This is a genomic window from Pantoea sp. C2G6, assembly GCF_051336815.1.
GTDB lineage: Bacteria > Pseudomonadota > Gammaproteobacteria > Enterobacterales > Enterobacteriaceae > Pantoea.
On record NZ_JBGMNJ010000016.1, the window covers coordinates 27,736 to 51,648 of the forward strand.

18 protein-coding genes are annotated in these 23,913 nt (G+C 59.0%); 9 read left to right on the forward strand and 9 right to left on the reverse strand.

What is annotated here, in order from left to right:
- Window positions 1-44 precede the first annotated feature (44 nt).
- Entirely contained in the window at window positions 45-1,142 is a 1,098-nt protein-coding gene (ddlA, locus tag ACCW71_RS17635) for a D-alanine--D-alanine ligase (RefSeq protein ID WP_436373602.1), read from the forward strand.
- Between the two features lie 19 nt (window positions 1,143-1,161).
- Here ddlA and ACCW71_RS17640 read toward each other — a convergent pair whose 3' ends face one another.
- From ACCW71_RS17640 to ACCW71_RS17655, 4 genes are all read right to left on the reverse strand, one after another.
- The gene (locus ACCW71_RS17640) at window positions 1,162-2,583 is read right to left on the reverse strand and encodes a diguanylate cyclase (RefSeq protein WP_436373603.1); all 1,422 of its coding nucleotides are present in this window, start codon (window positions 2,581-2,583) and stop codon (window positions 1,162-1,164) included.
- Between the two features lie 266 nt (window positions 2,584-2,849).
- Window positions 2,850-4,325: a SulP family inorganic anion transporter gene (locus ACCW71_RS17645; protein WP_436373605.1), complete on the reverse strand. Its 1,476-nt coding sequence runs from the start codon at window positions 4,323-4,325 to the stop codon at window positions 2,850-2,852.
- Window positions 4,322-4,945: a carbonic anhydrase gene (locus ACCW71_RS17650; protein ID WP_436373607.1), complete on the reverse strand. Its 624-nt coding sequence runs from the start codon at window positions 4,943-4,945 to the stop codon at window positions 4,322-4,324. The genes ACCW71_RS17645 and ACCW71_RS17650 overlap by 4 nt, the downstream gene beginning before the upstream one ends.
- 580 nt (window positions 4,946-5,525) lie before the next feature.
- Window positions 5,526-6,335, reverse strand: coding sequence for a 5'-nucleotidase, lipoprotein e(P4) family (locus ACCW71_RS17655; RefSeq protein WP_436373609.1), 810 nt, complete (start codon window positions 6,333-6,335; stop codon window positions 5,526-5,528).
- 106 nt (window positions 6,336-6,441) lie between these two features.
- Here ACCW71_RS17655 and ACCW71_RS17660 point away from each other — a divergent pair, with 106 nt between their 5' ends.
- On the forward strand, window positions 6,442-7,149 hold the full coding sequence (locus ACCW71_RS17660) for a polyphenol oxidase family protein (RefSeq protein ID WP_436373611.1): 708 nt from the start codon (window positions 6,442-6,444) through the stop codon (window positions 7,147-7,149).
- 123 nt (window positions 7,150-7,272) lie between these two features.
- Window positions 7,273-9,294: an FAD-dependent oxidoreductase gene (locus ACCW71_RS17665; protein ID WP_436373613.1), complete on the forward strand. Its 2,022-nt coding sequence runs from the start codon at window positions 7,273-7,275 to the stop codon at window positions 9,292-9,294.
- On the opposite strand, the gene rlmG is transcribed toward ACCW71_RS17665, so the two are convergent.
- Entirely contained in the window at window positions 9,295-10,413 is a 1,119-nt protein-coding gene (gene rlmG, locus ACCW71_RS17670; protein WP_436373615.1) for a 23S rRNA (guanine(1835)-N(2))-methyltransferase RlmG, read from the reverse strand. It lies immediately after the preceding gene.
- 85 nt (window positions 10,414-10,498) lie between these two features.
- Here rlmG and ACCW71_RS17675 point away from each other — a divergent pair, with 85 nt between their 5' ends.
- Window positions 10,499-11,002: a M48 metallopeptidase family protein gene (locus ACCW71_RS17675; protein ID WP_436373617.1), complete on the forward strand. Its 504-nt coding sequence runs from the start codon at window positions 10,499-10,501 to the stop codon at window positions 11,000-11,002.
- Here the strand turns inward: ACCW71_RS17675 and ACCW71_RS17680 are convergent.
- Window positions 10,999-12,687, reverse strand: coding sequence for a chloride channel protein (locus ACCW71_RS17680; RefSeq protein ID WP_436373619.1), 1,689 nt, complete (start codon window positions 12,685-12,687; stop codon window positions 10,999-11,001). The two genes, ACCW71_RS17675 and ACCW71_RS17680, sit on opposite strands and share 4 nt — an antisense overlap.
- Before the next feature lie 146 nt (window positions 12,688-12,833).
- Here ACCW71_RS17680 and ACCW71_RS17685 point away from each other — a divergent pair, with 146 nt between their 5' ends.
- From ACCW71_RS17685 to sstT, 3 genes are all read left to right on the forward strand, one after another.
- Complete coding sequence (locus ACCW71_RS17685) at window positions 12,834-13,820, forward strand: Gfo/Idh/MocA family protein (RefSeq protein ID WP_436373621.1); 987 nt, start codon at window positions 12,834-12,836, stop codon at window positions 13,818-13,820.
- A gap of 254 nt (window positions 13,821-14,074) precedes the next feature.
- On the forward strand, window positions 14,075-15,043 hold the full coding sequence (locus tag ACCW71_RS17690; protein ID WP_436373623.1) for a TerC family protein: 969 nt from the start codon (window positions 14,075-14,077) through the stop codon (window positions 15,041-15,043).
- A gap of 235 nt (window positions 15,044-15,278) precedes the next feature.
- Window positions 15,279-16,511, forward strand: coding sequence for a serine/threonine transporter SstT (gene sstT, locus ACCW71_RS17695; RefSeq protein ID WP_436373625.1), 1,233 nt, complete (start codon window positions 15,279-15,281; stop codon window positions 16,509-16,511).
- A 194-nt stretch (window positions 16,512-16,705) separates the two neighbouring features.
- Here sstT and ACCW71_RS17700 read toward each other — a convergent pair whose 3' ends face one another.
- Genes ACCW71_RS17700 through uxaC form a run of 3 tightly spaced genes read right to left on the reverse strand, consistent with a single transcriptional unit; the run spans window position 16,706 to window position 21,067 of the window.
- On the reverse strand, window positions 16,706-18,196 hold the full coding sequence (locus tag ACCW71_RS17700) for a UxaA family hydrolase (protein WP_436373626.1): 1,491 nt from the start codon (window positions 18,194-18,196) through the stop codon (window positions 16,706-16,708).
- Between the two features lie 4 nt (window positions 18,197-18,200).
- A complete protein-coding gene (locus ACCW71_RS17705; protein WP_436373760.1) occupies window positions 18,201-19,649 on the reverse strand; it encodes a tagaturonate reductase in 1,449 nt (482 codons plus the stop codon).
- Between the two features lie 2 nt (window positions 19,650-19,651).
- Entirely contained in the window at window positions 19,652-21,067 is a 1,416-nt protein-coding gene (gene uxaC / locus ACCW71_RS17710; protein WP_436373628.1) for a glucuronate isomerase, read from the reverse strand.
- 399 nt (window positions 21,068-21,466) lie between these two features.
- On the opposite strand from uxaC, the gene ACCW71_RS17715 reads away from it, so the two are divergent.
- Window positions 21,467-22,771, forward strand: a complete 1,305-nt coding sequence (locus tag ACCW71_RS17715; RefSeq protein WP_436373629.1) for an MFS transporter — start codon at window positions 21,467-21,469, stop codon at window positions 22,769-22,771.
- An 86-nt stretch (window positions 22,772-22,857) separates the two neighbouring features.
- Window positions 22,858-23,634, forward strand: coding sequence for a transcriptional regulator ExuR (gene exuR, locus ACCW71_RS17720; protein ID WP_436373631.1), 777 nt, complete (start codon window positions 22,858-22,860; stop codon window positions 23,632-23,634).
- Window positions 23,635-23,913 lie beyond the last annotated feature (279 nt).

Sequence of the window (23,913 nt, forward strand, 5' to 3'; positions counted from 1 at the left end):
CCCATGCTATCTTGTGGTTTTGATTTTTTTAGTGGGCAAAATTGATGACAAAGTTGCGGGTAGGGATCGTATTTGGCGGCAAATCGGCTGAACACGAAGTGTCATTGCAGTCAGCCAAAAATATTCTTGAGGCGATCGACAAAACCAGATTCGAGGTCGTGCTGCTCGGCATCGATAAGCAGGGACACTGGCGGCTTAACGATGCCTCGAACTTCTTACTCAACGCCGAAAACCCGGCGCTGATTGCGCTGAATCACGCCGCGGACGATGTGGCGCTGGTGCCCGGCGACGCGCAGCAGCCGCTGATCACCCGTCACAACGCCCATCCCCTGTCGCAGATTGATGTGATCTTCCCGATTGTGCACGGCACGCTGGGCGAAGATGGCTCGTTGCAGGGCCTGCTGCGGATGGCGTCGCTGCCGTTTGTCGGCTCCGACGTGCTCGGTTCGGCGGTCAGCATGGATAAAGATTTCACCAAACGGCTGTTACGCGACGCCGGCCTGAAAGTGGCGCCCTGGCTGAGCGTGACCCAGGCTCAGCGCGCCCGGCTGGACGCGGAAGCAGTGATTGCCCGTTTTGGTCTGCCGCTGTTTATTAAACCCGCCAACCAGGGCTCCTCGGTGGGCGTCAGCAAAGTGGAGCGTGCGGAAGAGTTCGACGCCGCGCTGGCGCTGGCCTTTACCTTTGACCGCAAGGTGCTGATTGAGCAGGAGATCAAAGGTCGCGAAATCGAGTGTGCGGTGCTGGGCAATGACGCGCCGCAAGCCAGCCCCTGCGGCGAGGTGGTGGTGCATGACGCCTTCTACTCTTACGACACCAAATATATCTCAGAGAGTGGCGCACAGACGGTGGTCCCGGCGGCTATTTCGCCTGCGATCAGCGATGCCATCCGTGAGGTGGCGATTAACGCCTTTACCGCGCTGGAGTGCTTCGGCATGGCGCGCGTCGATGTCTTTTTAACCGACGCGGAGGAGATTATCGTCAATGAAGTCAACACCCTGCCCGGCTTCACCAATATCAGCATGTATCCGAAACTGTGGCAGGCGGCCGGACTCAGCTATCAGGATCTTATCAGCCGACTGATCGATCTGGCGATAGAACGCCACCAGCAGGCCAGCAACCTGAAAAGCAGCGTCAGCTGAACCCGTCAGCGACGTGGCGCTACGCCACGTCGCTGGTCAGGATGCGCTGATTAGCCGGTGAGGTCTGATTGCGGCCATTGCGTTTTGACAGATAGAGATTTTTATCGGCTGCCGAGATCAGCCGGTTAATCACCCGATGCCACTCCCCCGCATCTCCTCCGCTGTCGTAAGCCAGCCCCAGACTGACGGTGACGGTGACAGTACCGCCCTGGATCCAGAACTTCTCTTTTGCCATCCGCTGACGGATCGTTTCCGCCAGAAAGTAGAGCTTTTCCGGGTTCTGGTCGAACAGCACCACCACAAACTCCTCGCCGCCAAAGCGGCAGATGTGGCCTTCATTGCCCACCACCCGCTGCATCCGACGGGCGATCTCCTCCAGCACGCTGTCACCGGCGTCATGGCCAAAGTTGTCATTGATCGCTTTGAAATAGTCGACATCCAGCAGGATCACCCCGGCTTTACGCTGCGGCGTGAACGGCTCGGTACGCAGGCTCTCATAGAGACCGGAACGCGACAGCAGCTGGGTCAGAAAATCGTAATTGGCGCGCAGCGCTAAACGCTGGTTCAGCTGGCGGATCGCATCCATGCTGGCGGCCACAATCAGCGGGCTGATGGCGATTGTCGCCACCCCCAGCCGCGCCGAGGTCAGATGGCTGATCGGCAGCAGGTTATCATCGCCCTGAATGTTCATTACGCCGTGCGAAACCAGGATGATTTCAGTAATGCCGGTCAGTAAGATCACCAGGCTGGTGAGCGGCATCGGCAGCACAATGGCGCACCAGACCAGCGCCGGCACCGGAAAGGTCAGGCTGCCCGCGCCGCCCATCATCGCCCCCATCACCAGTGAGAAAATGACGGCGATAAGCGGTGCCAGTTTACGCAGCTGCAATAGCTGACGCGGCGACAGCGATGCCCAGTCGCGCGTCAGTAAAAATGGCAGCAGCATCAGCCCGGTAGAGAATTGCTCGCTGAACCACTCCCCCCACGCCGTCACCAGCCCGCCGTCAAAATCGGCCTGCTGCGCCAGCGCTCCCCAGCTGGCACAGGCCAGCCCCGCCAGCAGACAGGCGGGAAAAATACGCAGCACGCTGTTAATGCGTTCACTGCTGGAGTCGTGTTGCAGGTGTTTCACCAGCAGCGTTACCGCCACCAGGATAAACAGGATATTGGCGAAATTGAGGGTGAACGCTGGCAGCGCCCAGCCTGAGAAAACGCTGTCGTTAAACACCATCGCGGCAAAGCAGGCCAGGTAGTAGCGGGTCTGATGCAGAAAAGGATGACGGACCATCACCCCGGCGACGATGGCGTTGACCGGCCAGAACAGCGAGAGCTCCTGCGGAAAGCGCAGGTGTCCACCAATAAAGCAAAATAGCAGCGTGATCAAAAACAGCGAGAGTGCATTCTTTTTAGCATTGTGCTCTTCAAATAGCTGTACGCGCATACATCCGGACCTTGTCGCAGAGAGGCTGGCCGTCCACGCCCCCGGAACAGGCGCATGGTGTCAGAGTGATTTAATCCTGGATATTCCCAACGTCATCGGGCGATAAAGCCGCTATTTATAGGCTAACTCAGACCAATTGCCCAGCGCAGATTAATAACGGGATGTGACAGTTGAAAACGGGGCCCATTATGCCCCGCCCATAAAAAAATCGGCTATCCGAGATATCCGATTTTTGTTCTGCTGCAAAGTTTACCGTTGCGCTACGGCTACTTCACGGCTACCGGCCACTGACTGAGGCGGATACCACGCTTATCGGCATTTTCGCCGAACTCTTTCAGCACCGCTTTGACGTCGGGATCGAGATACTCCGCGTTGTCATTATCGACAATCACCACGCTGTTCTCCGGGATCTCATCCAGCAGTCCCTGTAGCTTCGGGTTGTGCATAAAGGTCAGGTTCTGCTGGAAGCGCAACACGTAGTGGTCATCATAACGGGTGAGCTGCAACGCATTACGATGGCTCTTATAGATGCTACAGAGGATCTGCGTGGCGATGCCGATACCGATGCCCGCCAGCATCCCCAGCGTAAGAATCCCCACGATCGTCGCCAGAAACGGCACGTACTGTTGCGTCCCCATCCGAAACTGCTCCACAAACAGGCGCGGTGTCGCCAGCTTATAGCCGGTGTAAAGCAGCACGGCGGCGAGGCTGGCCAGTGGGATGGCGTTCAGCATCTCACTGAACCACATGCCGCAGATCAGCAGCAGCACACCGTGAATAAAGATCGAGAGTTTAGTCTGCGCCCCGGCGCTGACGTTGACAGAGCTGCGCACGATCACCGCGGTTATCGGCATCGCCCCCAGCAAACCGGCGGTGAGATTACCGATCCCCTGGGCGAACATCTCTTTGTTCGGCGACGGCGCGGGCGTCTGAGGCCGCAGCTTTTTCAGCGCTTCCTGGCTCAGCAGCGTCTCCAGACTGGCCACCAGCGCCAGCGTCAGCGCCACTACCCAGACCTGCGGATTCTGCCAGGCCATCCAGTCCGGCGTCTCCAGCTCCGCCGCCAGCGCAGAGAGGCTGTCAAAGGCGGGCAGCGAGATGCGTGCCAGCCCGCCTGCCATCTCCGGGAAGAGTCGTCCGCCCGCCACGGTAGCGAGACAGCCGACCAGCACCGCAATCAGCGGACCCGGGATCCACGCCAGCGCTTTGATGCGTTTGACCGGCGCGGTGGTCCAGAGGCATAAGATGGCTAATCCGACACCCGCCACCAGTATGGCCGGCAGCGAGAAAGTCATCTCACCGCTGACCAGCGAAACCAGTTCAGCATCCCCCGCCGCGCCCAGCGCCACCGGGATCTGCTGCATGATCAGCAGCAGGCCAATCGCCGCCAGCATCCCTTTAATCACGCTGCCCGGCACCAGGGCGATAAAGCGCCCGGCGCGCAGCAGGCCAAACAGACATTGCAGCACGCCAGCGATAATCAGCGCGGTCAGAAAGGCGGAGAAGCTGCCGAGTGACGCCATTGAAGCGACCACAATCGTCACCAGTCCGGCCGCCGGGCCGCTGACGGCAAAGCGGGATGGACTGAGGGAGGTGACGACCAGACCGCCAATCACCCCGGTCAGCAGACCGGCGAACGGCGGTAAGCCACTGGCCTGTGCAATGCCGAGACAGAGCGGCAGGGCGACGAGGAAAACCACCAGTCCGGCAGGAATGTCGCGGCGCAGGGTATCGGAATTCATAGGCAAGGCTCCTGTGCAGATTGAGAAATCAGCTCTTTAAGATGACCGGAGCGCAGGTCATATACACAACCAAACACCTCCAGTGGCTGGCCTGACTGCCAGATTTGCCGGACCGGTTCAGATGTCACCAGCCGGGCGAATTGCGCCCTGACGTTGGCCTCGACCAGCCGATCGAGTCGCGCTTCGGGCGACGTCTCTGTCGCCAGCCCGCTCTGAATATCGTCCCGCAGCCTCTTAATGCGTCTCGCCAGCGCGCTATCCTGATCTTCCAGTCCGCTGCCGGGCAGATTCAGCGCGGCTTCCACCCCGCCGCAGCCATAATGACCACTTAAGACGATGCGGGTTACGCCGAGAAAAAAGAGCGCGTATTGCAGCACGCTCAGCAGGTTGTCATCCTCCTCCAGCACCATGTTGGCGATGTTACGGTGGACAAAAAGTTCGCCGGGATGGGAGCCGGTCAGCACCTCTGCCGGAACGCGACTGTCTGAGCAGCCAATCCATAACGAGTGCGGCTTCTGCTGATGCAGGAATTTCTTAAAATAATCGGGATTACGCTGGCGGCGCTGGAGTGCCCAACTGCGATTTTTCGCTAATAACGGTTTAAGTGTCGTCACAATCATCTTCTCTCTGCTACCGGGAATATCGCATCCTGGCCAACCCACCGATATACCGGCACACCGATAAGGCGGACGCCGCCAGGAAATAAGAACCGAGTCACAGAAAAAGGTTATAAACGCTAACCATTGCCAATGCACGACCAATATTTCACAGCCAGTTAACATCATCTGTTTTGTCAATATGGCGTCAGATAAGGTCAGCTAAAGGTAAATTTAATTCAGCGGGCAGCAGCGGCGCGAAAATAGCATAACACTTTTTAAAACCTATAAATCAGTCAGTTATAATAAAATCATTGATAAACTAAAGTTACCGCTGACAAATAAATACACTTAGTGCTTAAGCGGGTATCGTCTGCCATACCAGACCGTCGCCGTTTTATTAAGAATGCTCTTAATTAAAAAATTAACCATTAGCACAATCCACCAGTTTAATTAGCAGCAGCCAGTTTAATAGACCAGGTTTTGGCGCTGAAAGAAGCCAGAGATAATTAATTTAATTCGCGGGAGAATAGTGACAGGGGAAAGTAAATCAGGACCACGGCTTAACAGAGCCTGACCGGGCCAGGCTCTTTTTCTTGACGAATTATTTACCGTTCCAGCTTTGCAGGCGCGACTGGCGCACCGACAGCTGCTGTTCCGGTGTCAGTTTATTGTAATTTTCCGCCATTCCACTCTCCCAGTCGCCATAGAGCGGGTTAGGCAGCACGATAAACTGCGTTCCGAACTGCTGATGATTAAGATTCACAAAATCGCGGCGCTGCTGATTGCCCTGATGCCAGGTCGCGCCGCCAAAATCGTTGAGGTTATCACCGACGTAGAGCACCACGTTATAGCCCGCGTTTTTGATGGCATCAAAACGCGCCTGCTTATCGGAACTGCCGCTCTTCAGCCGTACCGTTTTATCGCTGACTTCAGGAAAGCCGAGCTGTTGCAGGTTGGCGACGGTGGCGGCGTAATCTTTCTGATCGCGGTTAGAGACGTAGAACAGCGTGCCGCCGTTCTGCGTGACGTGTCGCGCAAACGCCAGCGCGCCGGGCACGGCTCTGGCCTGTCGTGCCTGCGTCCAGGCGGACCAGCTTTTATCGCTGAACGGCTGACCGTTTTTCGCCTGCCAAGCGCTGTAGGCGCTGTTATCCAGCATGGTTTCATCCAGATCGACAATCACCGCTTTGGGTTTACCGGTCAGCGACGGCGCCTGATCAAACGCCATGCGCGCGCTGTTAAACGCCTGCCAGCTCAGCGCCTGATATTCGCCGGACTGCTGGAACCAGTTGACCGCCAGTACCGATTGCTGACTCAGCTGCTGCTGCGCAGTTTGCTGAGATGACGAGGCGCAGCCGGTGAGTAACAGCGCGACCAGGCCAGACGCAGCGAGTTTTGCGGAGGTTTTCATCATTTCATCCTTAAGGTGAGAAAGGTCTGAGGGAACGCTTCAAAAATGTAGCAGTTAACGTAAGCTGTGGGCAGCTCAATGCCCGCTGTGATAACAGGAGATTCTTATGGCCGTGACCCCGCGCTCATCCTTACTCGATTCGCTGGAGTGGCTCGACTATGCGTTTCAGGCCGCCGGTGCGCCGCCTCCGGCTGACGCGGCCTACGGACATCAGCGTCACAGCGCCACGGTGGTGACTGACGTGGAGAACTGGCCACCCAAAAGTGTCGAATCCGATGGCATTATCGCCACCGGCAGCCGCCCGGTGGCGGTCTACACCGCTGACTGCCTGCCAGTGCTGTTCGCCGATCGGCAGCGTAAAACCGTGGCGGCGGTTCATGCCGGACTGAAAGGCACGCTGGCGGGGGTGCTGATCCGCGCGGTGGAAAAACTGTGTGAACAGGGCAGCGATCCGCAGCAACTCTGTGTGGCAATCGGCCCGGCGATGGGGCCCTGCTGTTACGAACTGGCTGGTCCGCAGCTGGCGGAGATGGAACAGCGCGCCGACCTCGCTGGCTGGCTGCGCTGGCACCACAACCAGCCGGTTAATCCCCTGGCGCAGCGTCCGCAGGCCACCGCCCGGCAGCAGGGTGTCTGGTTTGATCTGCCCGCGCTGGCGACCCGGATGCTGATTGCCGCAGGCGTCCCCGCCGCGCAGATCGATAACCTCAATCTCTGCACCTACTGCATGGCCGAGCCCGGTTCAAGCTACCGCTTCAATACCCACTTCAGCAGCGGCTATCACTCGCGCTACTCCTGGATCCGGCGGCGCTGAGCGGGCCGGGTCTGGCGTGAGCGGCGCGATGTTGATTTGACTCACAGCCTGACAACCTTTCACTTTTTTTTAACACAGAAGGCGCTAGAGTAAACTCATCCGACCACTTTAGCGTGAGTGATTATGGCCCCGCTCAATCCTGACTATCCGGCGCTGTTTACGCCGCTGGACCTGGGTTTTACCCAGCTTAAAAACCGCTTTCTGATGGGTTCAATGCACACCGGGCTGGAAGAGCATCCCGATGGCGCCGCCCGGCTGGCCGCTTTCTATGGCGAACGGGCGCGCGAAGGTGTCGCGCTGATCGTCACCGGCGGCATCGCCCCCAATCCGCAGGGCGTGACCACCGCGCACGGCGCGATGCTCACCGACGAAGCACGGTGCGGCTGGCACCAGCAGATCACCGCGGCGGTACATCAGCATCAGGGCAAGATCGCCCTGCAAATCCTGCACACCGGCCGTTACAGCTATCAGCCCGACCTGGTTGCCCCTTCGGCCCGCCAGGCACCGATTAACCCCTTTACCCCGCAGGCGATGAGCGAGGCGATGATTGGACAGACCATCGATGACTTTGCCCGCTGCGCCCGGCTGGCTCAGCTGGCGGGCTACGATGGGGTGGAGATCATGGGCTCAGAAGGCTACCTGATTAACCAGTTCCTGGTGAAGCACACCAACCAGCGCAGTGACCGCTGGGGCGGCGACTTCCGCCAGCGGATGCAGTTCGCGCTGGCGATCACCCGCGCCGTGCGCGCCGCCACCGGCGACGCCTTTATCATTATCTTCCGGCTGTCGATGCTCGACCTGATCGAAGAGGGCAGCACGCTGGATGAGACCCTGCTGCTGGCGAGCGAGCTGGAGCAGTGCGGCGTGACGCTGTTCAATACTGGCATCGGCTGGCACGAAGCGCGCATCCCGACCATCGCCACCTGTGTGCCGCGCGCCGCCTTCGCCTGGGTGACGCAGCGGCTGCGCAGTCATGTCTCGGTGCCGGTGATCGCCACCAACCGTATCAACCATCCCGCCGTCGCTGAGCAGCTGTTGCAGTCGGGCTGCGCCGATATGGTGTCGATGGCGCGCCCTTTTCTCGCCGATCCCGCCTTTGTCAGCAAAGCGCAGCGTGGCGATCCCGACAGCATCAATACCTGCATCGCCTGTAATCAGGCCTGCCTCGACCAGGTATTCGCCGGTAAGATCACCTCCTGTCTGGTCAATCCGCGCGCCTGCCATGAGTCGCTGATGCCGGTGACAGTCACCCCCGCACCACGCAGGCTGGCGGTGGTGGGCGCGGGTCCGGCGGGCATGGCGTTTGCGCTCCAGGCGGCCCAGCGCGGACACCAGGTGACGCTCTATGAAGCCGCACCGGAAATCGGCGGCCAGTTCAATCTTGCCCGGCAGATCCCCGGTAAAGCGGAGTTCAGTGAAACGCTGCGCTATTTCCGTCACCAGCTGGCGGCGGCGGGGGTACAGGTGATCACCGGCTGCCAGGCCGACGCCGACCGGCTCAGCGGGGCCGACGAGGTGATCCTGGCGACCGGCATTCAGCCGCGCACGCCGACGATTCCGGGCATCGATCACCCTTCAGTGCTGAGCTACCTTGAGGTGCTGCGTGATAAGCGGCCGGTGGGCGCACGGGTGGCGATTATCGGCGCAGGCGGCATCGGCTTTGATGTGGCGGAGTATCTGTCGCAGCCCGGCCACGATGAGGATCTGGCGGCGTTTTACGCCGAATGGGGCATCGATCGCAGCCTGACCCGGCGCGGTGGCGTGATCGCGCCCCAGCCGCCCGCCGCGCAGCGGCAAATCTGGCTGCTGCAACGCCGGTCAGGAAAACCGGGCGCGGGGCTGGCTAAAACCACCGGCTGGATCCATCGCGCCAGCCTTCAGGCGCAGGGTGTGGCGATGTGGGGCGGCGTGGAGTATCTGGCGATTGATGATCAGGGGCTGCATCTGCGGCGCAACGGCGAAACGCTGCTGCTCGCCGTTGATAATGTGATTATCTGCGCCGGGCAGGAGCCGCAGCGCGAACTGGAAGCCGCGCTGCGTGCCAGCGGCAAGCCGGTCAGGGTGATCGGCGGTGCCGACGTGGCGCAGGAGCTGGACGCGCGCCGCGCTATCGCGCAGGCGACCCAGCTGGCCTTAACGATCTGATTAGCGCATTTTCACCGCGCGCAGCACCACAAACTTCTGGTTTGAGGCGATCAGCGTGCAGTTACCAAACAGCTTTTTCAGTTTCTGGTGATAGTCGAGGTGGCGGTTGCCGACAATGCGCAGCTCGCCGCCATACTGCAAGGTGCGTTTGGCGTCGCGGAACATCTGCCACGCCAGGTGATCGGTGACCGCATGCTGCTGATGAAACGGCGGATTACAGAGCACCGCGTGCAGGCGATCGGAGGGATAGCCGCTCAGCACGTTGTTGACCCGGAACTGGCAGCGCGCCAGATCGTCGGGACGGTTTACCTCGACGTTGCGCTGGCTGGAGGCGACCGCCATATAAGACTCATCAAGGAAATGTACCTCGGCCTGCGGATTCTGCTCCAGCGCCACCAGCCCCACCACGCCGTTGCCACAGCCGAGGTCGACAATCTCGCCCTCAATGTTTTCCGGCAGATGCTGCACAAACAGCCGGGCGCCAATATCCAGTGAGGCGCGCGAAAAGACGTTGGCGTAGTTATGGATCTGATAAGGTGTGCCATCCAGTGGCCAGACCAGGGTTGGATTTGCCTCACGCAGCGCAGGCTGGCTGAACTGGCTGAAGATCAGCCGCGCTTTTTTCCACGCCAGTGAGGTTCTGGTTTCGCCAATAATCTGTTCAAACAGCTGTAAGGTTGAGTTATGGATCTCTTTGGCGCGCGCCGCCGCCAGAATCACCGTCTGCGGTGTGGCGACTTCACGAATGGCGCGCAGCTGATGCTCCAGCAGGGCGAGGGTTTTTGGCACTTTAATTAATACCACCGCCGGTGAAGCGGGCAGCTCCGCCAGGCTATCGAGAAAGTGAACCTCGCTATCGTCCAGCGCGTTGAACGTCAGGTTCTGACGGGTCGCCTGCTGGCTCAGCCAGGAGTCGCTGACGTGCCAGATGGGGCGCGGATTCAGCGCGCAGGTTAATGCACCGAAGCTGTCGTTAAAGATCAGCACCGGTCCCTCCGGCAGCGCCTGCTGTAACAGATATTCATCAGCCGCATCCCAGGCTTGTAATGGACTTTCGTCACGCATCTGCGGGAAGCGATGCAGGGTCAGTGTGCGATCGTTCAGTTCAAGTTGGCTCATGAATTCTCCGGCGTGGTACACTTTGGCTAATTTTCGCCCCGATAAAAAGGGCGCGCAGTATACTCTCTTTCGCCGGGAATCCCTAATGTCCTCACTGATCTACCTACAGGGTTATCCTGCCCCTCTTCTTGAGCAGGTTCAGACGCTGATCGCCCATCAGCGCTTAGGCGCGTTTTTGCAGGAGCGCTACCCCGATACCCACGACGTGATGAGTGATAAAGCGCTCTATGACTACACCCAGGCGCTGAAAAACCGCTACATGCGCAACGCGCCGCCGATCAGCAAAGTGATGTGGGATAACAAAATCAAGGTGATGAAACATGCGCTGGGGCTGCACACCGCCATCTCGCGCGTGCAGGGCGGCAAACTGCGGGCCAAAGCGGAGATCCGTATCTCCACCTTTTTCCGTCTCGCCCCGGAGCCGTTTCTGCGGATGATTGTGGTGCATGAGCTGGCACACCTGAAAGAGAAAGAACACGATAAAGCGTTCTACCAGCTCTGCTGCCATATGGAGCCGGACTACCATCAGCTCGAATTTGATGCGCGGCTGTGGATGACCGACCAGGCGATGCGCGGCAACGCCGCTTAAAGGAACTCCTGCGCTTTCTGGATCAGGCTGGTTTTGGTCAGCGCTCCCAGGAAGCGCCGCTCGACAGGATTGTTCAGCACCGGCAACCGCTCCAGCGTCACCGTGGCAAACGCTTCCCACCCTTCGCGCATACTCTGATTCTGATAGACCACCGGGAAATCCTGATCCATCACGCACTGCACCGGAGAGTCGAGGGTGATCTCCTGCGCCAGCACCCGGCGCGAAATCTCATGAATCGACACCACGCCGAGGAAAGCCCCGGCGGCGTTAATCACATAGACGTAGCGTTCACGCTTCAGTGAACTGACCGCCAGCGCCTGCCCCACCGACTCCTCCGGCTGCAACGCCGCACCGGCGATGATCAGCTCGGCGATGCGCATGTTATCAAAATCATATTTCGCCTCTGAGCGGTTGAAGTGATTACTCACTACCGGATAGGTACTGGCGGATTGCAGCCGATAGACCACCATCGACGCCAGCACCGAGGCGATCATCAGCGGAAACAGCAAGCTGCTGTTGAGCGTCATCTCCAGCACCATCAGCATCGCCATCAGCGGTGCCTGACTGACCGCCGCCAGCACCGCCGCCATGCCAATCGCCGCATAGAGCAGCAGGTTGCCGAGCGGCAGATGCAGCGCCGCGCCTGCGCTGGCGAGGATCACCCCCAGCAGCGCGCCAATCAGCAGTGAGGGGGTAAACAGCCCGCCGACCGCGTTGGAGCCCACCGACAGGCTGGTGGCGAGCGTTTTCAGCAGCAGCAACAGCAGCAGACCGGGCAGCAGATAGTGACCCGCCATCACTTTGACAATTACCTCGTAGCCGTTGCCGAGAATATCGGTGGAGATCAACGCCAGTAACCCCACCGCGAATCCGCCCGCGCCGAGGCGCAGCGGCAGCGAGGCAATCCGGCTGAACAGCACTTTGCTGCGGGCGATGCATTTAATCAGCAGCCAGCCCGCCAGCCCGGCGCAGAGTCCAATCACCACCGTCATCAGCAGGCTACTGAGATCCATGCCGAAATTCGCGTCCGCCAGCGGATAGAGCGCGCTGCGGAATCCCAGCGACCACATGGTCATCACCGCCACGGCGGAGGCGATAATCAGCGGGATCAGCCGCTGAAGCGCGGAAATGCCAAAGGCGATCTCCGCCACGAAAATCGCCGAGGCGAGCGGCGCATGGTAGACCGAAGAGAGACCGGCGGCGGCGGCCATCGCCACCACATCGCTGTTTTTCAGGTTCAGCGACGCCGGCAGCAGGCGGCCGATAACGCTGCCGCACAGCGCTGAAAGCTGCACCATCGGCCCCTCTTTCCCTATCGATGCGCCGCTGCCGATACTGGCAATTGAGGACAAGGCGCGAAACAGCGAGGTCCGGGTCGGCACCGCATCGAGACGGGCGTTGATCACTTCGAGGTAGTCGGTTTTCACCGTCTTTTGCTGTTCAATGGCGACCGCGTAGCGCAGAAAAAAGCCCGCCAGCACCCCGCCCGCCCCCACCAGCAGCGGCCAGAATATCCACGGCCAGAGATGCAGCGACTCGGTAATCTCGCCATCACGGGCGAACAGCAGATGGTTGATCAGTTCGATCACCCCGCGAAAAGCCAGCGTCACCAGTGACGCGGCACAGCCGACCGGAATGGCGATCAGCAGGGTGGTCCAGTTTAATGCGTGCTTACTCGCTTTCACCTGCGCTCCCTGGTTGGTGCTTAAAAATCATTGCGACAGCATAGTATTGGAATGCGGATCGCAGGATCAATCCCTGCCCGGCCCGCGACCTTGCAGCGCGTCGGGAAGATGTTACTCTGCCGCTTTACCGCTGCCGGAGAGATGACGTGATTCGTTTTGCCATTGTGGGAACAAACTGGATTACACGCCAGTTTATTGATGCCGCGCAGGAGACTGGCGCGATGAAGCTCAGTGCGATCTATTCCCGCACTCAGGCACAGGCCGACGCTTTTCGCGCCGACTATCCCTGCGAGCAGACCTTTACCTCGCTGGATGAGCTGGCCGCCAGCCCGGAGATCGATGCGGTCTATCTTGCCAGCCCCAACGCCCTGCACTGCGAGCAGGCGCGGCTGTTTATGTCGCACGGCAAGCATGTGATATGCGAAAAACCGCTGGCCTCAAATCTGGCGGAGGTGGAGCAGCTGATCGCCTGCGCCCGCGAACATCAGGTGGTGCTGTTCGAGGCGTTTAAAACCGCCAGCCTGCCCAACTTCCTGCGGCTGCAACAGGCACTGCCCGAAGTGGGCAAGCTGCGTAAGGCGTTGCTGAGTTACTGCCAGTACTCCTCACGCTATCCGCGTTATCTCAACGGTGAAAACCCGAATACTTTTGATCCGCGCTGGTCGAACGGCTCGGTGATGGATATTGGCTACTACTGTCTGGCCGCGGCGGTCACGCTGTGGGGCGAACCGCAGCGGGTGCAGGCCAGCGCCACGCTGCTGGCGAGCGGCGTCGATGCGCATGGCGTGGTGCTGCTGAGCTACGGCGATTTTGACGTGACCATCCTGCATTCAAAAGTCAGTGATTCCAGCCTGCCGAGTGAGATTCAGGGCGAAGCGGGCGCGCTGCTGATTGAGAAGATTTCGGAGTGTCAGCAACTGAGCTTTGTGCCGCGCGGCGGTGAGAAGCAGCTGCTGAGCCAGCCGCAGCACAGCAACACCATGCGCTATGAAGCTGACACCTTTGTCCGGCTGGTGGAGCAGCGCCAGGTGGATCATCCGGCGTTGGAGGTTTCCCGGATCACCGCCGCGCTGCTGACAGAGATCCGCCGCCAGACCGGGGTGATCTTCCCCGCCGATCGGCACGAAGTGTAAATATTTCAAAATATGACTGAGAGTGATTGCTTACCGGGCGGCGAATCCGTAACTTACGATGTTGCAAAGGGGAGTAACTTGTAAGCTGATTGATCGTCATTACGTTGCGTAAGCATCCGGTCATCAGGCAACCCGGAATCAATTTCTGTGTTGTAAGTGAGACCTTGCCGGAAGGCGAGGTTTGCTTACACAAAAATAAGCGGCTGATGTCTTCTGACTTCAGCCGTTTTTTATTTTTAAGACAGGATACGAATATGCAAACTGTGGGTACGCCTCTGCTCTGGGGCAGCTTTGCGGTTGTGGTGGTGATTATGCTGGCTATCGACCTGCTGTTGCAGGGACGCCGTGGCGCGCAGACCATGTCTTTCAGGCAGGCTGCGGTCTGGTCACTGATCTGGGTTTCCGTCTCTCTGCTGTTCAGCGCCGCTTTCTGGTGGTATCTGGAGGGCAGCGCGGGACGGGAAGTGGCCAACACCCAGACGCTCGCCTTCCTGACCGGTTATGTGCTGGAGAAAGCGCTGGCGGTGGATAACGTTTTCGTCTGGCTGATGCTGTTCAGCTACTTCTCGATTCCGGCCAACCTGCAACGCCGGGTGCTGATCTACGGGGTACTGGGCGCTATCGTGCTGCGTACCATCATGATTTTCGCCGGTAGCTGGCTGGTGACGCAGTTCAGCTGGATCCTCTATGTGTTCGGCGCTTTCCTGCTGTTTACCGGCGTGAAAATGGCGCTGGCGAAAGAGGACGATCACGCGGTCGGCGACAAACCGGTGGTGCGCTGGCTGCGTAAACATCTGCGCATGACCGAGACGCTCGACGGTGAGAAGTTCTTCACCCGCAAAAACGGCGTGCTGTTTGCCACACCGCTGCTGCTGGTGCTGATCATGGTGGAAATCAGCGACGTGATCTTTGCCGTCGACAGCATTCCGGCGATCTTCGCCGTCACCACCGACCCGTTTATTGTGCTGACCTCCAACCTGTTCGCGATTCTCGGTCTGCGCGCCATGTACTTCCTGCTGGCGAACGTGGCGGAGCGTTTCTCAATGCTGAAGTATGGCCTGGCGATTGTGCTGGTGTTCATCGGTTTCAAAATGCTGATTGTCGATCTTTACCATATTCCGGTCGGCATTTCGCTGGGCGTGGTCGGTGCGATCCTGGCGTCAACCCTGCTGATTAACGCCTGGGTGAACCGCAAAAGAGACCAGAAACGGATCTCGCCATAATTACCTGCGGGGGCAACGGATGCCCCTGTTTTATTTTGCAGCCACCGGTCGTGGCATTTCATATCTCTGTCACACTTCCCCTATCCAGCATAATAAAAACCTGACTGCCGCCACACCCACAGAACTTTCTCTTTTCTCATCCGATCTTTTCCTTATACTCCGCCGGGCAAACCGTTTTAGCCGCTGTAAAACATCGCCGCTAAAACACCATCCGCGACAAAATATAGAAACTATTATGCCGAAAACTCTCTCCTCACATCTGGGCAGGCTGTTCGCCGGTAGCCTGGTGAAGCAAATCATGGTTGGGCTGGTCGCCGGTGTCGCGCTCGCCTGGATCTCACGCGATGCCGCGCTGGCGGTGGGCCTGCTGGGTGAACTGTTTGTCAGTGCGCTGAAAGCGGTCGCGCCAATGCTGGTGCTGATGCTGGTGATCGCCTCTATCGCCAACCACCAGCAGGGCCAGAAGAGCAATATCCGGCCGATTATTATGCTCTATCTGCTGAGTACCTTTTTCGCCGCAGTGGTAGCGGTTGTGTTCAGCCATCTGGTGCCGCAGACGCTGACGCTGGCAGCCGGATCGACCGAAATCGTTCCGCCTTCCGGTATTACCGAAGTGTTACGCGGGCTGCTGATGAGCATGGTCGCCAACCCGATCACCGCGCTGATGCAGGCCAACTACATCGGTATTCTGGTGTGGGCGGTTGGGCTGGGCCTTGCGTTTCGTCACAGCAGTGACACCACCCGCACCCTGCTGAACGACGCCTCACACGCCGTGACCTGGCTGGTACGCTGTGTGATCCGCTGTGCGCCGGTAGGGATTTTCGGGCTGGTGGCCTCGATTCTCGCCTCCACCGGTTTTGGCGCACTGTGGCAATATGCCCATCTGCTGGCGCTGCTGATCGGCTGTATGCTGCTGATGGCGCTGGTGGTGAATCCCCTGCTGGTGTTCAGCAAAATCCGGCGCAACCCCTATCCGCTGGTGTTTACCTGCCTGCGTGAGAGTGGCGTGACCGCCTTCTTTACCCGCAGCTCCGCCGCCAATATTCCGGTGAATATGGCGCTGGCGAAACGGCTGGGGCTGGATGAAGATACCTATTCGGTGTCGATTCCGCTGGGCGCGACCATCAGTATGGCGGGCGCATCGATCACTATTACGGTGCTGACGCTGGCGGCGGTGCATACGCTGGGTATCAGCATCGATGTGCCGACGGCGATTCTGCTGAGTCTGGTGGCGTCACTCTGCGCCTGTGGCGCGTCGGGCGTGGCGGGCGGTTCACTGCTGCTGATTCCGGTGGCCTGCAACATGTTTGGCATACCCAACGATCTGGCGATGCAGGTGGTGGCAGTCGGCTTTATTATCGGCGTGTTGCAGGACTCGGCGGAAACCGCGCTGAACTCCTCGACCGATATTCTGTTTACCGCGGCGGTCTGTCAGGCAGAAGCCGAACGCGAAACCAGTCGGGCTTAATCGTCATTATCGTCGGTTACTCCTCTGCCCTTCGCGGGTGGCAGAGTCCGATCGCAAAGTCGCTTACGCATCCCTGCTCGCTCGGCCCGCGCCTTCCCTGGCGCGGGACGCTTTGCTCTTCGGACTCTGCCACCCGCTCTTTGAGCTTTTGAGCTCTCTGAACGATCAAGGTCGTCATTTTCCTGCCTGACAAACTATAACGTTACCCCGCTTTTGAAAATCGCCAGCTCGCGGAAGTCGTTCTTCTCATTGTTGGTCGGCTGACCGCTGGCTATCGCCACAATAGTGTCAACAAAGTCAGCCAGCATCTCATCCATGCTCATTCCCTCAATCAGACGGCCAGCATTAAAGTCGATCCAGTGCGGCTTTTTCTCCGCCAGCGGCGTGTTGGTCGCCAGCTTCACGGTCGGCACAAAACCGCCATACGGCGTGCCACGCCCGGTGCTGAACAGCACCATGTGACAACCCGCTCCGGCCAGCGCACTGGTGGCAACCGCATCATTGCCCGGCGCGCTCAGCAGATTCAGCCCCGGCGTTTTTAGCCGCTCGCCATATTTCAGCACATCAACCACCTGGCTCTGCCCCGCTTTCTGGGTACAGCCCAGCGACTTCTCCTCCAGCGTGGTGATACCGCCCGCCTTGTTGCCCGGCGAGGGGTTTTCGTAGATCGGCTGCTGGTGATCGATAAAGTACTGTTTGAAGTCGTTGATCATCGCCACCGTTTTGTCGAAGGTGGCTTCGTCACGACAGCGGCTCATCAGAATGCGCTCCGCACCGAACATCTCCGGCACTTCCGTCAGTACTGTAGTGCCGCCGTTGGCGATCATCTGGTCGGAGAAACGCCCCAGCAGCGGGTTGGCGGTGATGCCGGAGAATCCGTCCGAACCCCCACACTCCAGACCAAACTTCAGCTCGCTGAGTCGGCCAGGCTCCCGCCGGTCGTGACGCATTTTCTGATAGAGCGCATGCAGCCGCTCCACGCCCGCTTCCACTTCATCGTCATGCTGCTGGCAGACCATAAACTCAACCCGGTCGCTCTCAAACGCGCCGAGGGTGTCACGGAACACATCGACCTGATTGTTTTCACAGCCAAGACCAATCACCAGCACCGCGCCCGCGTTGGGATGGCGCACCATGTTTTGCAGCATGGTGCGGGTGTTCTCATGATCCTGGCCGAGCTGCGAACAGCCGAAGGTGTGGCTGAACAGAAACGCGCCATCAATATCCTCCGCCTGCTGGGTCTCCTTCAGGAAACGTTGCAGGATCTGCCGTGCGATGCCGTTGACACAGCCAACGGTCGGCAGGATCCAGAGTTCATTGCGAATGCCCACTTCGCCGTTAGCGCGACGATAGATCTGCACTTCCCGATCGCCCGCCTGGGGTGGCAGCGTCACGAATTCCGGCTGGTAAGTATAGTGATCCAGATCGCTGAGATTGGTGCGGGCATTCTGCGAGTGGATCAGCTCACCCGCCGCCACCGGCTGCGTGGCATGGGCAATCGGCAGACCATATTTGATCACCCGTTCACCCTGGGCGATCGGTTGCAGCGCGAACTTGTGTCCGCGTCCGACCGCCTGTTGCAGCGTGACGCTCGCTGGCGAAAGCGCCAGTGTCTCGCCCGGCTTCAGGTCACGCAACGCCACGGCGACGTTGTCGCGAAGATCTATCTTAATTGCGTCTTGCATAGCGTTATCTCAGTTGGCTCAGCGCCTCACGCATTCCGTGGGCGATGATGTTTTGCAGGTGTCGGGTGACAGCGTCAGCCAGTCCAGGCTGCTGATTTAAATCTTCTCCCCAGTGTTGCGCGTCGCCGAGCACGTCGTGCACCAGCTGTCGCGGCGTGATCTGCTGCGCGTCAACGGCTTGCCAGCCGCTGGCGTAGCGCGCTAACCACTGCGGCTCATCCTGTAACGGCCAGCTTTTCCCGGCTGACTCGCCGCGATAGAAAGCGATCAGCGCCGCCAGCGCAAAGGTGATGTGCGCCGGCCAGACACCGCTCTGCTGATGCGCGGCCAGCAGCGGCGTCAGCAGACGGGTGCGGAATTTGGTCATGCCATTAAGGGCAATCGACAGCAGCGCGTGGCGGATAAAGGGATTGCGGAAGCGGCGCAGCACCGCGTCGGCAAACGCATGCAGTTCAGTGGCGGGCAGATCAAGCGTCGGGATCACTTCGTCACGCAGCAGGGTATCGATAAACCCGGCAATCGCCGGATCGGCCATCGCCTCGCCTACGCTCTCCAGACCGGCCAGAAACGCCACCGGCACCATCGCGGTGTGCGCGCCGTTCAGGATCGCCACCTTCTGCGCTTTATATGGAGCGATGTTGTCGACGTGCCGCACCTGCGGCGACAGCGCGTTCAGCTTCAGCTCCGTAAACAGCGCCGACGGCCCCTGAATCACAAACTGGTAGTAGACTTCGCCCGCCACCAGATAGCGATCTTCATAACCCAGCTCGCGTTGCAGCTGCTCGCTCTCCGCCGGGAAGCCGGTGACGATGCGATCGACCAGGGTGTTGTAGAAAGCACAGTGGTGATCAACCCAGATTTTAAATTCTGACGGCAGATGCCAGTGATCGGCGTAGCGCAGCACCAGATCGCGCAGCGTATCGCCGTTGTGGTCAATCAGCTCACAGGGCACCACCAGCCAGCCGCGATCGCTGGCCCCGTTAAAGTGGGTGTAACGCGCCCACAGCAGCTGAGTCAGTTTGCCGGGGAAGCTGCTGGCCGGCTGGTCAGTGAGCTGATCGCTGCTGACAAAGGCGATGCCCGCCTCGGTGGTGTTGGAGAAAACCATGCGCAGATCGGGATTGTGCGCCAGCGCCATAAACTCAGCGAACTGCTGATAAGGCTGGATTTCCCGGTTCAGGCTGCGGATCAGCCGGGTTTCGCTGACCTGCTCGCCCTGATCGTTCAGTCCGCGGATCAGCGTGGTATAGAGTCCATCCTGCTGATTCAGGCTGTCGCTGACCTCACGGTTGCGCGGCCGCACCACCACGATCCCGGCATCGGTGCCCTGATGTTCATTGAGCCAGTCAATCTGCCAGTCAATAAAGGCGCGCAGGAAGTTGCCTTCGCCGAACTGGATCACCCGATCGCGATAAGCCGCGCCCGGAAAGTCGTGGCGGTTTAGCCTTTTCATCATCAGGCTCCCAGCTCGATGCCGAAGTAATCGCGGGCGTTGTTAAAGCAGATGTTCTGGACCATCTGGCCTAACAGCGCTTCATCGGCTGGCGCTTCACCCTGCTCCACCCAGCGGCCAATCATCTGGCACAGCAGACGGCGGAAATATTCGTGACGGGTATAGGAGAGAAAGCTGCGGCTGTCGGTCAGCATCCCGACGAAGCGGCTCAGCAGGCCAATCTGCGCCAGCTGGGTCATCTGACGCTGCATACCATCCAGCTGGTCGTTAAACCACCAGGCGGAGCCGAACTGCATTTTGCCCGCCTGACCTTCACCCTGGAAGTTGCCCGCCATGGTCGCCAGCACTTCGTTATCGCGCGGGTTCAGGCAGTAGAGAATGGTTTTCGGCAGCGCGTTATTGAGATTCTGCGCGCCCAGCAGCCGGGCCAGCGGTTCCGCCAGCGGCTGATCGTTGATGGAGTCGAAGCCCACATCCGGTCCCAGCAGCTGATACTGCCGTGGGTTAGTGTTGCGCAGTGCGCCAATGTGATACTGCTGCACCCAGCCACGACGGGCATATTCGCTGCCCAGCCAGACCAGTACCGCGGTTTTGAACTGTGCCGTTTCGTGCGCATCCGGCGCGGTGCCGCTGCGGCGGCGGGCCAGAATCGCATCCAGCGTGGCGTCATCCGCCTCGGCGTAACAGACCACATCCAGCGCGTGATCGGAGACTTTACAGCCGTGGGCCGCAAAATGATCCAGCCGCTGGCTTAAGGCGCTGCGCAGGTCGTCAAAACGCTGCACGCTGATGTCGGTCAGCTGCTCCAGCTTCTCAATCCACGGCAGGAAAGTTTCCGCTTCAATATTGAAGGCTTTGTCTGGCCGCCAGCTCGGTAACACCTTCACGCCGAAGCTGGCATCCTCCGCCAGGGTACGATGGTGGCGCAGGTCATCCAGCGGATCGTCAGTGGTGCCGACCATCTTCACCTTCATCTGCTGCATGATGCCGCGCGTGGTGAAGCTATCCTGTGCCAGCAGCTCGTTGCAGCGCTGCCAGATGCTGTCCGCGGTCTTCTCAGACAGCAGCGTATCGGTGATGCCGAAAGGCCGGCGCAGTTCCAGGTGGGTCCAGTGATAGAGCGGGTTACCGATGGTGTGCGGCACGGTGCGCGCCCAGGCGTCAAACTTCTCGCGATCGCTGGCATCACCGGTACAGAACGCCTCAGCCACACCGTTGGCGCGCATCGCCCGCCACTTGTAGTGATCGCCCTTCAGCCAGATGTCATAAAGGTTGGCGAAGCGATAATTTTCGGCAATCTGCTGCGGCGGTAAGTGGCAGTGATAGTCGAAAATCGGCTGATCTTTCGCGTAGTCGTGATAGAGACGACGGGCGAACTCGCTATCCAGCAAAAAATCCTCGGTCATAAAACGCGACATAGATGCTTCCTCATCAACTGAACCACTGATGGCTCAAAGTTATCATACCAATTTTAGGGCGTTACGCATTTATTTGCGATCCTGCTCACATAAACGGCAGCAGCTGGCGGCCGCTATGGACATTTTTGTCGCCGGTAACGCGCTAAATGGCTGTCATTACGCAGGTTTCCAGTATCCCACAGCGCAGAAAGGGTTTTTGTGATGGCTCTCAACTTTTAAAGTTGTATAACAAGTTAGGCTCACTCCCCATCGTGAGGTCATTAGCGACTCACAAACGGCAAGGTCATAACAGGGTCGCTCAGACAGGACCTGCGGGCGTGAGCAGAGCTGCGTCACGAGCTGTCCCGCTCCAGATAACAACAGCGGCAAGACCGCATACAGAACTGGAAGAGGTAGAGGATGCGTAAAATCAAAGGGTTACGCTGGTACATGATTGGGCTGGTGACGCTCGGGACGGTGCTGGGTTATCTGACCCGTAACACCATTGCGGTAGCGGCCCCGACGTTACAGACTGAACTGCATATCACCACGCAGCAGTACTCCTACATTGTAGCGGCCTACTCAGCCTGCTACACGCTGATGCAACCGGTGGCGGGCTACGTGCTGGACCTGCTCGGCACCAAAGTCGGTTACGCGGTGTTCGCCGTGCTGTGGGCGATCTTCTGCGCCGCTACCGCGATGGCGGGCAGCTGGGGCGGCTTCGCGCTGGCGCGTGGCGCGGTGGGTGCGGCGGAAGCCGCGATGATCCCGGCGGGTCTGAAGGCGAGCAGCGAATGGTTCCCGGCCAAAGAGCGCTCGGTCGCGGTGGGTTACTTTAACGTCGGCTCTTCGATAGGCGCGATGCTGGCACCGCCGCTGGTGGTCTGGGCGATCATGGCGCACAGCTGGCAGATGGCGTTTATCATTACCGGGGTGCTGAGTATGGCCTGGGCGCTCTGCTGGCTGCTGTTTTACAAACACCCGAAACAGCAGACGAAGCTCAGCGATGAAGAGCGCGACTACATTATTTCCGGCCAGGAAGCACAGCATCAGACCGGCAACACCCGGAAAATGTCCGCGCTGGAGATCGTGCGCAACCGCCAGTTCTGGGGCATCGCGCTGCCGCGTTTTCTGGCTGAACCTGCCTGGGGCACCTTTAACGCCTGGATCCCGCTGTTTATGTTTAAGGTTTACGGCTTCAATCTGAAAGAGATTGCGCTGTTCGCCTGGATGCCGATGCTGTTCGCTGATTTTGGCTGCATCCTGGGTGGCTATCTGCCGCCGCTGTTTCAGCGCTGGTTCGGCGTTAACCTGATCGTCTCCCGGAAACTGGTGGTAACGATGGGCGCGGTGTTGATGATTGCCCCCGGCACCATTGGCCTGTTCACCAGCCCCTATATCGCCATCGCGCTGCTGTGCGTCGGCGGCTTTGCCCACCAGGCGCTCTCAGGCGCGCTGATTACCCTCTCGTCCGATGTCTTTGGCCGTAACGAAGTCGCTACCGCCAACGGTCTGACCGGGATGGCGGCCTGGACTGCCAGCACCATGTTCGCGCTGGTGGTGGGTGCGCTGGCTGATACGCTGGGCTTCAGCCCGCTGTTCGCCGCGCTGGCGGTGTTCGATCTGCTGGGCGCGGTAGTAATCTGGACCGTGCTGAAAAATAAACCGATTTCAGAACTGAACACCGAAGCGGCGATACCGCCCGCGAACGCCATTCGCAGTTAATCCATCGGGCTGGCGCAAGCCAGCCCATTTCCTCGCACGTCCTGAAGTGGTATAACAACTTATCTGTCTGCTACCAGGATTGTGCTATGGACCTCACCGAATCCCGTCGACTTTATCAACAGCTGGCCAGCGAGCTGAAACGCCGTATTGAAACCGGACTCTATCCGGTTGGCGAAAAGCTGCCGGCTGAGCGATTGATCGCCGAAGAGATGGAGGTGAGCCGCACCGTGGTACGCGAAGCGATTATTATGCTGGAAGTGGAAGGCTACGTTGAGGTCCGCAAGGGATCCGGCATTCATGTGATCGCCAGCCAGCAACAGAATCGTATCGCCGCCACCAGTAGCCAGCTCGAATTCGCCACCTTTGGTCCGTTTGAGCTGCTTCAGGCGCGTCAGCTGATTGAGAGCAACGTGGCCGAGTTCGCCGCCACCCAGGTGACACGACAGGATATTATCGACCTGATGGCGATTCAGGAAAAAGCCCGCCAGGAGGATCACTTCCGCGACTCCGAGTGGGATATGCAGTTTCATGTGCGTATCGCGCGATCGACACAGAACAGCGCGTTAGCAGCCATCGTTGAAAAGATGTGGCTGCACCGCCTGCACAACCCCTACTGGCTCAAACTCCACGAGCATATCGACCAGCGCAGTATCCTCAGCTGGTGCGACGATCACGATCAAATCCTCAAAGCCCTGATGCGTAAAGATCCCGCCGCCAGCAAACTGGCGATGTGGCAGCATCTGGAAAACACCAAACAGATGCTGTTCAATGCCACCGCCGATGATTTTGAGTTTAACGTCGACCGTTACATGTTCGCTGAAAATCCGGTGATCCTGCCCGACGGGTCGAATAACGTCCGCTAGCGCCGTCTGAAAAAGCGCCAACATGGTCAGTTAATCTGCAATAGTGTCAGCTCATGTAAAGCTCCTTTTTACACACCGTTTCACAAGGTAAAACTCCTGTGCGTCAGAGAGTTTTCCTGTCTCAGACTGGCGATTTTTGTTACAGTTACCGCCCTTTTATTACCCTTTGCGACAGGGTTTTATAAAATCGCTGAATTAACAATCTATTCTGGAAGGACCCGGAAAGTCCCGCTCAGGCTGTGCTCCTAAAATTTACAACTTAATGCCGGTCTCAGCTTC

Coding starts and splice junctions, on each gene's coding strand:
- ACCW71_RS17645 (WP_436373605.1), bottom strand. CDS start 4,325: ATGAATTCCGATACCCTGCGCCGCGACATTCCTGCCGGACTGGTGGTT.
- sstT (WP_436373625.1), top strand. CDS start 15,279: ATGCCGAAAACTCTCTCCTCACATCTGGGCAGGCTGTTCGCCGGTAGC.
- ACCW71_RS17700 (WP_436373626.1), bottom strand. CDS start 18,196: ATGCAAGACGCAATTAAGATAGATCTTCGCGACAACGTCGCCGTGGCG.
- uxaC (WP_436373628.1), bottom strand. CDS start 21,067: ATGTCGCGTTTTATGACCGAGGATTTTTTGCTGGATAGCGAGTTCGCC.
- ACCW71_RS17705 (WP_436373760.1), bottom strand. CDS start 19,649: ATGAAAAGGCTAAACCGCCACGACTTTCCGGGCGCGGCTTATCGCGAT.
- ACCW71_RS17675 (WP_436373617.1), top strand. CDS start 10,499: ATGTCCTCACTGATCTACCTACAGGGTTATCCTGCCCCTCTTCTTGAG.
- ddlA (WP_436373602.1), top strand. CDS start 45: ATGACAAAGTTGCGGGTAGGGATCGTATTTGGCGGCAAATCGGCTGAA.
- ACCW71_RS17715 (WP_436373629.1), top strand. CDS start 21,467: ATGCGTAAAATCAAAGGGTTACGCTGGTACATGATTGGGCTGGTGACG.
- ACCW71_RS17655 (WP_436373609.1), bottom strand. CDS start 6,335: ATGAAAACCTCCGCAAAACTCGCTGCGTCTGGCCTGGTCGCGCTGTTA.
- ACCW71_RS17690 (WP_436373623.1), top strand. CDS start 14,075: ATGCAAACTGTGGGTACGCCTCTGCTCTGGGGCAGCTTTGCGGTTGTG.
- ACCW71_RS17640 (WP_436373603.1), bottom strand. CDS start 2,583: ATGCGCGTACAGCTATTTGAAGAGCACAATGCTAAAAAGAATGCACTC.
- ACCW71_RS17650 (WP_436373607.1), bottom strand. CDS start 4,945: ATGATTGTGACGACACTTAAACCGTTATTAGCGAAAAATCGCAGTTGG.
- exuR (WP_436373631.1), top strand. CDS start 22,858: ATGGACCTCACCGAATCCCGTCGACTTTATCAACAGCTGGCCAGCGAG.
- ACCW71_RS17665 (WP_436373613.1), top strand. CDS start 7,273: ATGGCCCCGCTCAATCCTGACTATCCGGCGCTGTTTACGCCGCTGGAC.
- rlmG (WP_436373615.1), bottom strand. CDS start 10,413: ATGAGCCAACTTGAACTGAACGATCGCACACTGACCCTGCATCGCTTC.
- ACCW71_RS17660 (WP_436373611.1), top strand. CDS start 6,442: ATGGCCGTGACCCCGCGCTCATCCTTACTCGATTCGCTGGAGTGGCTC.